The organism is Thermodesulfobacteriota bacterium (assembly GCA_040756475.1).
Classification (GTDB): domain Bacteria; phylum Desulfobacterota; class Deferrisomatia; order Deferrisomatales; family JACRMM01; genus JBFLZB01.
In genome coordinates this window covers 1-4,976 of sequence record JBFLZB010000259.1, presented here as the reverse complement: position 1 = coordinate 4,976, position 4,976 = coordinate 1, and the positions used below count along the sequence as shown (strand labels likewise).

7 protein-coding genes are annotated in these 4,976 nt (G+C 71.6%); all 7 read left to right on the top strand.

Annotated features, from left to right (window positions below; all coding sequences use genetic code 11):
* Nucleotides 1–202: 202 nt before the first annotated feature.
* The 7 genes from AB1578_21930 (at nt 203) to ald (ending at nt 4,861) form a co-directional block, all read left to right on the top strand.
* Entirely contained in the window at nt 203–688 is a 486-nt protein-coding gene (locus AB1578_21930) for a helix-turn-helix transcriptional regulator (GenBank protein ID MEW6490558.1), read from the top strand.
* A 171-nt stretch (nt 689–859) separates the two neighbouring features.
* Nucleotides 860–1,084 carry a CopG family transcriptional regulator gene (locus tag AB1578_21925; protein MEW6490557.1) on the top strand — a complete coding sequence of 75 codons (225 nt, stop codon included), beginning with the start codon at nt 860–862 and terminating at the stop codon, nt 1,082–1,084.
* Nucleotides 1,071–1,334: a type II toxin-antitoxin system RelE/ParE family toxin gene (locus AB1578_21920; GenBank protein MEW6490556.1), complete on the top strand. Its 264-nt coding sequence runs from the start codon at nt 1,071–1,073 to the stop codon at nt 1,332–1,334. Before AB1578_21925 ends, AB1578_21920 begins: the two co-directional genes overlap by 14 nt.
* Before the next feature lie 13 nt (nt 1,335–1,347).
* Nucleotides 1,348–1,710: a hypothetical protein gene (locus AB1578_21915; protein ID MEW6490555.1), complete on the top strand. Its 363-nt coding sequence runs from the start codon at nt 1,348–1,350 to the stop codon at nt 1,708–1,710.
* A gap of 2 nt (nt 1,711–1,712) precedes the next feature.
* Complete coding sequence (locus AB1578_21910; protein ID MEW6490554.1) at nt 1,713–2,888, top strand: site-specific integrase; 1,176 nt, start codon at nt 1,713–1,715, stop codon at nt 2,886–2,888.
* Nucleotides 2,881–3,669 (top strand): dihydroorotate dehydrogenase electron transfer subunit, encoded by a 789-nt coding sequence (locus AB1578_21905; protein ID MEW6490553.1) that lies wholly within the window; start codon nt 2,881–2,883, stop codon nt 3,667–3,669. Before AB1578_21910 ends, AB1578_21905 begins: the two co-directional genes overlap by 8 nt.
* Nucleotides 3,670–3,736: 67 nt before the next feature.
* Nucleotides 3,737–4,861: an alanine dehydrogenase gene (gene ald, locus AB1578_21900; protein MEW6490552.1), complete on the top strand. Its 1,125-nt coding sequence runs from the start codon at nt 3,737–3,739 to the stop codon at nt 4,859–4,861.
* The last annotated feature ends 115 nt before the right edge of the window (nt 4,862–4,976 follow it).

Here is a 4,976-nt window from a genome sequence, read left to right as displayed (position 1 = left end):
CCTTCTTTTTCGCAGGCCGCGCAACCCCTCGGGCTTCAACCCCATCAGCTTCGCGGCCTGGCGCTCCGTCAACCAAGCTCTCGGTTCCATGTGCTAATCCTTGGCCGTATTCGGGCCGATGTGGTATGGAGTGGAAAGCGCCGCCAAATCCTGCGAGATATGAATACACGGTGGGCCGTATACTGTCAATAGGATAAATCCCATGGACCGAATATTTCCCGGCTTGAGCGCTCGCTTGGCGTCTCTTGTGGAGCGAAAAGCAGGCGGGAATTGGCGGCAGTTCGCGATTGATGCCGGGGTGGCACCCACAACGCTTCAAGGGCTCAAGGAGGGGGATCCGGCACCGAAGAGCGAGACGGCCTACCGTATCGCTCAGTTCGCTGGCGTGAGCGTCGAATGGCTTCTCACCGGCAAGCGAATGGCCACAGACCTGGTCCAGCTAAAGGAGGGCCCTCCACCACCGCCCGACGCCGAGGTCGTCGAAGTGCTTCCGAAAGGCGCGACCTATCCGGCTGCAACCCGCGATCCCCGTCGGCCACTTACTGCCCCCGAAGCCGCTGCAGCCCTCATCGCGGCTCTCGGCGCACCCTGGCTCGACCCCTACGACGTCATCGCACGGGTCTCCGAGTTGGCCAAGGAGCAACGCATGTCGGGCTCGGCGGGGATGGAGGGTGGGAGCCGGGCGTGAGGAGGGCAGAGCTACCGCCGGGCTGGCAAATGATCACCGGCGGGAGCCCGCCTCAACAACAAGACGAGGCCGCGTGGATCGCGGCCGTCGTCAAGCGCATGCGGATTGGGTGGCGGCTAGTGAAGCTGGTGAGGTAGAAACGAGGGGGGGAGAGATCGAGAGGGCAACCCCATGACCGAATCCGTGCAGATCGACTTCGAGCCCGAGGTCTTGGCAGCGCTCAAGGCGCGCGCGGGCGAAATCCACCGGAGCCTTTCCGAGGTGGTCAACGAGCTCCTCCACGAGCACCTGGCCGAAGACCTCCACGACCTGGCTACATTCGAGGAGCGCGCAGGCGAGCCCACCCGGCCCCTGGCCGACGTGATGACCGACTTCCGGGCCCGTGGCCTCCTATAGCGTCGAGCTCACCCGCTCGGCCGAGCGCGACATCCAGGACATCGGCGACCGAGCCACGCGAGCCCGGCTCTTCGCTCGCATCCAGGCGCTTGCCCGCGAGCCTCGACCCCCTGGGTGTGAAAAGCTCTTCGGCGGCTCCCGCCGTTACCGGGTTCGGGCCGGAGACTACCGCATTCTCTACGACGTAGACGACGGCCTGCGCATCGTCGCCGTCGTCAAGGTCGGGCACCGCCGCGAGGTGTACCGCTAGAGAGGGAAGACCCATGGACGAGCGCGAAGCCTACCTTGTGCGGCTCATCCGCCAAGCCGTGCGCGAAGGCCGAGAAAGCCCCGTCGTCTCCTTCCCCGGAGCTTGCGCTGTTCCTGACCCCAAACATCGCGCCACGGGCCTCCTGCGCATTCTGGCGGGGGGTCTGCTCCTGCTTCTCCCCATCTCCTTCGGCCCCGGCCAAGAGTGCCACCCCACCGCCCAAGCGCCGGCCACCGCCCCGGCCGTCACCCTGCCCGCCGCCATCCCCGCCGCCTGCGCCACCGTGCCGGGCCCGGGTCCCACCATCGGCGGCCTGTTCGGCTGCGCCACCACTCGGGCCGCGGGCCTCCAGGGCGAACCCGCCGCAGCTCCCTGACCATGCGCGGCTCCGTAGGCTACGACCGGGCACGGCGCACCTGGTGGTACCGGCACGACCTGCCGCGGGGCGCCGAAGGGCGCCGGCGCACCACCGGCGGGCGCGGCTACCCCACCAAGCGGGCCGCCGAAGACGCCCTGGCCTTCTCCCTGTGGCAGTCGCGGCAGGCCGGCGGCCCCCCGCCCTCCGAGCTCACCGTCGCGGGCTACCTCTCCCGCGCCGTCGAAGCCCGTGCCGCCGCCCTGGCCCCCGGCACCCTGCAGCGCTACCGGCGCACCCTCCAATCCCTCGTAGAGCCCGACCCCCTGGGCCGGGTCGCCCTGGCCGCCCTGGGCCCCGGCGACGTCGCCGCCTGGATCGAGCATCTATCTCGGCGCCTGGCCCCCATCACCGTGGCCAGCACCTGGAGGGTCGTCGAAACCCACTTGCGGCCCCTGGCCGAGAGCCTCCCCGCCGGCACCCTGGCGCCCCAACTGCCCCGGGTACCGCGCCCGCCGCTTCGCGTCTGGTCCCCCGAGCACACCCGCCGGGTCCTCCTGGGCCTGCGGGGCGACCTGCTCCACACCCCGCTCCTCGTGGCCGTCACCACCGGCCTGCGCGCCGGCGAGCTCCTGGCCCTGGAGTGGGGCGACCTCCAGGGCGACGCCCTCGTCATCCAGAAGAGCGTCTCCTGGATCGGCGGCGGGCCGCTCCTCAAAGAGACCAAGACCAAAGAGCACCGCCGCGTCGAGCTCTACCCCGAAGCCCTGGCCGCCCTCGAAGAGCACCGGGCGGCACAACGCACCCGCCGGCTCCTCCTGCCCGAGTGGGACTGCGGCGAACGCATCTTCCCCCGGTGGAGCGGCGGCTGGTGGTGCCCCCAGAACCTCTCCACCCAGTTCGGCGTGCGCCTCAAGCGCCTGCCCGTGCCCCGCATCCGGTGGCACGACCTGCGGCACACCCACGCCAGCCACCTCCTGGCCGCCGGCGTCCCCGTGCCCACCGTCTCCGCGCGGCTCGGCCACGCCAACGTCGCCACCACGCTGCGCATCTACGCCCACCTCGTCCCCGGCCAACAGCGCGAAGCCGTGCGCCTGGGCGCCCCCTTCCTGGCCCTCGACCGCGGCGAAACCTGCAATATCGGTACGCACAGGTACGCACGCACTCAGAAAAGCCGCGAGGAATCAACGAATGGATGACCGAGCCTGGGTGGTGCACCGGGAAAACGTGGGGGGAGAGTACTACCGGCTGCGCCTGCGGCCGGCCCAGCCGTTCCCGTCGGTGCCGGGGCAGTTCGTGATGGTGAAGGTGTCCGACGGCCTGGACCCGCTCCTGCGCCGCCCCTTGAGCATCCACCGGGTTGCGGCTTCCGAGGCCGGGGAGTTCGAGGTGCTCTTCCGGGTGGTGGGGGCGGGTACCCGGCGCCTGGCCCGGGTGCATGTGGGAGAGCGGGTGGACGTGCTGGCACCCCTGGGGCGCGGCTTTCGCCTGGAGGCAGGGCGCCCGCTCCTGGTGGCGGGCGGCATCGGGGTGGCGCCGCTCCTCTACCTGGCCGACGCCTTTCTGGCCCGCGGCGTGCGACCCAAGCTGCTCCTGGGGGGGAGGGCGGACCGCGACGTGCTCTGCCACGACGACTTCGCGTGCCTGGCGGTGCCCTACGCCCTGGCGACGGAGGACGGCTCCCTGGGGGAGCCGGGCCTCGTGACCCGGCTCCTGGAGAAGGAGCTGGAGGAGGGCCCCGGGGGCGTGGGCGTCTATGCCTGCGGGCCCTCTCCCATGCTCGCCGCCGTGGCCCGGCTCTGCGGGGCGGCCGCCGTGCCGTGTCAGGTCTCCCTCGAAGCCCACATGGCCTGCGGGGTCGGGGCGTGCCTGGGGTGCGTGGTCCCGGGCACCGGCCAGCCCTACCTGCGGGTCTGCAAGGAAGGACCGGTTTTCGACGCCGGCGAGATCGACTGGCCGGCACTGCTGCGCGCGCGGTGAGGCGGGCGCCGGCCGTCGCGCTGCCCGTTTCGCCCCGGCCCGGCCCCGCCCCGGAGTGAGGAACGCCATGGTCATCGGAGTGCCCAGGGAGATCAAGGACAACGAGTATCGGGTGGCGGTGGTGCCGGCGGGGGTCGAGGAGCTGGTCCGCGACGGGCACCGGGTAGTGGTCGAGGCCGGTGCCGGGTCCGGCAGCGGGATCGACGACGCCGAGTACCGGGCCGCCGGTGCGGAGGTCCTGGGCAGCGCCGCCGAGGTGTGGGGCTGCGCCGGCCTCGTGATGAAGGTCAAGGAGCCCCTGCCGGCCGAGTACCCCCTCCTGCGCCCGGGGCAGACGCTCTTTACCTTCCTCCACCTGGCCCCGCTCCCCGAGCTCGGCCGGGTCCTCCTGGACAAGGGGATTCGGGCGGTGGCCTACGAGACGATCCAGCTCGCCGACGGAAGCCTCCCCCTGCTGGCGCCCATGAGCCAGGTGGCGGGAAAGATGGCCGTGCAGCTCGGAGCGGCCTTCCTGCAGCGGGAAAAGGGGGGGATGGGCATCCTGCTGGGAGGCGTGCCCGGCACCAAGCACGGGCGCATCGTCATCCTCGGGGGCGGAGCGGTGGGGATCAACGCCGCCAAGGTGGCCTACGGGCTCGGCGCCGAGGTGGTCATCATCGACGTCAACCACGCCCGCCTGTCCTACATCGACGACGTCTTCGACGGCAAGGTGGTCACCCTGATGTCGAACCGGCGCAACATCCGTGAGGCCGCCGCCACCTGCCACATGCTCGTGGGGGCCGTGCTCGTGGTGGGCGCGCGGGCGCCCCACCTGGTGGACCGGGAGGTGTTGCGCGGGATGAGGCCGGGGAGCGTGTTCGTGGACGTGTCCATCGACCAGGGGGGCATCAGCCCCACCAGCCGCCCCACGAGCCACGCCCGCCCCGTGTACACCGAGGAGGGGGTGATCCACTACTGCGTTCCCAACATCCCCGGCTCGGTGCCCATGACAAGCACCTACGCCCTCACCAACGTGACCCTGCCGTACTGCCGCAAGCTCGCCTCCGCCGACCTGGCCGGCGCCCTGCGCGCGGATCCGGCGCTCGCCCGGGGCGTCAACACCTGGGATGGCCGCGTCACCTGCGGCCCCGTGGCCGACGCCTTCGGATCCTCCTGCACGCCGCTGGCTGAGCTCCTGGGCGGGGTGCGTTGACCGCGCGGCGAACCGCTAAGAGACGCGCAGCAAGACGGCCAGTTCACCCGTAGGGGGGGGGGGGGGGCGGGCCCCCCCCCCGCCCCCCCCCCCCCCCCCCCCCCCCCCCCCCCCC

What these genes read in the sequence shown, in the direction of transcription:
- AB1578_21930 (MEW6490558.1), top strand. Translation starts at nt 203, where the DNA reads ATGGACCGAATATTTCCCGGCTTGAGCGCTCGCTTGGCGTCTCTTGTG.
- AB1578_21925 (MEW6490557.1), top strand. Translation starts at nt 860, where the DNA reads ATGACCGAATCCGTGCAGATCGACTTCGAGCCCGAGGTCTTGGCAGCG.
- AB1578_21915 (MEW6490555.1), top strand. Translation starts at nt 1,348, where the DNA reads ATGGACGAGCGCGAAGCCTACCTTGTGCGGCTCATCCGCCAAGCCGTG.
- AB1578_21910 (MEW6490554.1), top strand. Translation starts at nt 1,713, where the DNA reads ATGCGCGGCTCCGTAGGCTACGACCGGGCACGGCGCACCTGGTGGTAC.
- AB1578_21905 (MEW6490553.1), top strand. Translation starts at nt 2,881, where the DNA reads ATGGATGACCGAGCCTGGGTGGTGCACCGGGAAAACGTGGGGGGAGAG.
- ald (MEW6490552.1), top strand. Translation starts at nt 3,737, where the DNA reads ATGGTCATCGGAGTGCCCAGGGAGATCAAGGACAACGAGTATCGGGTG.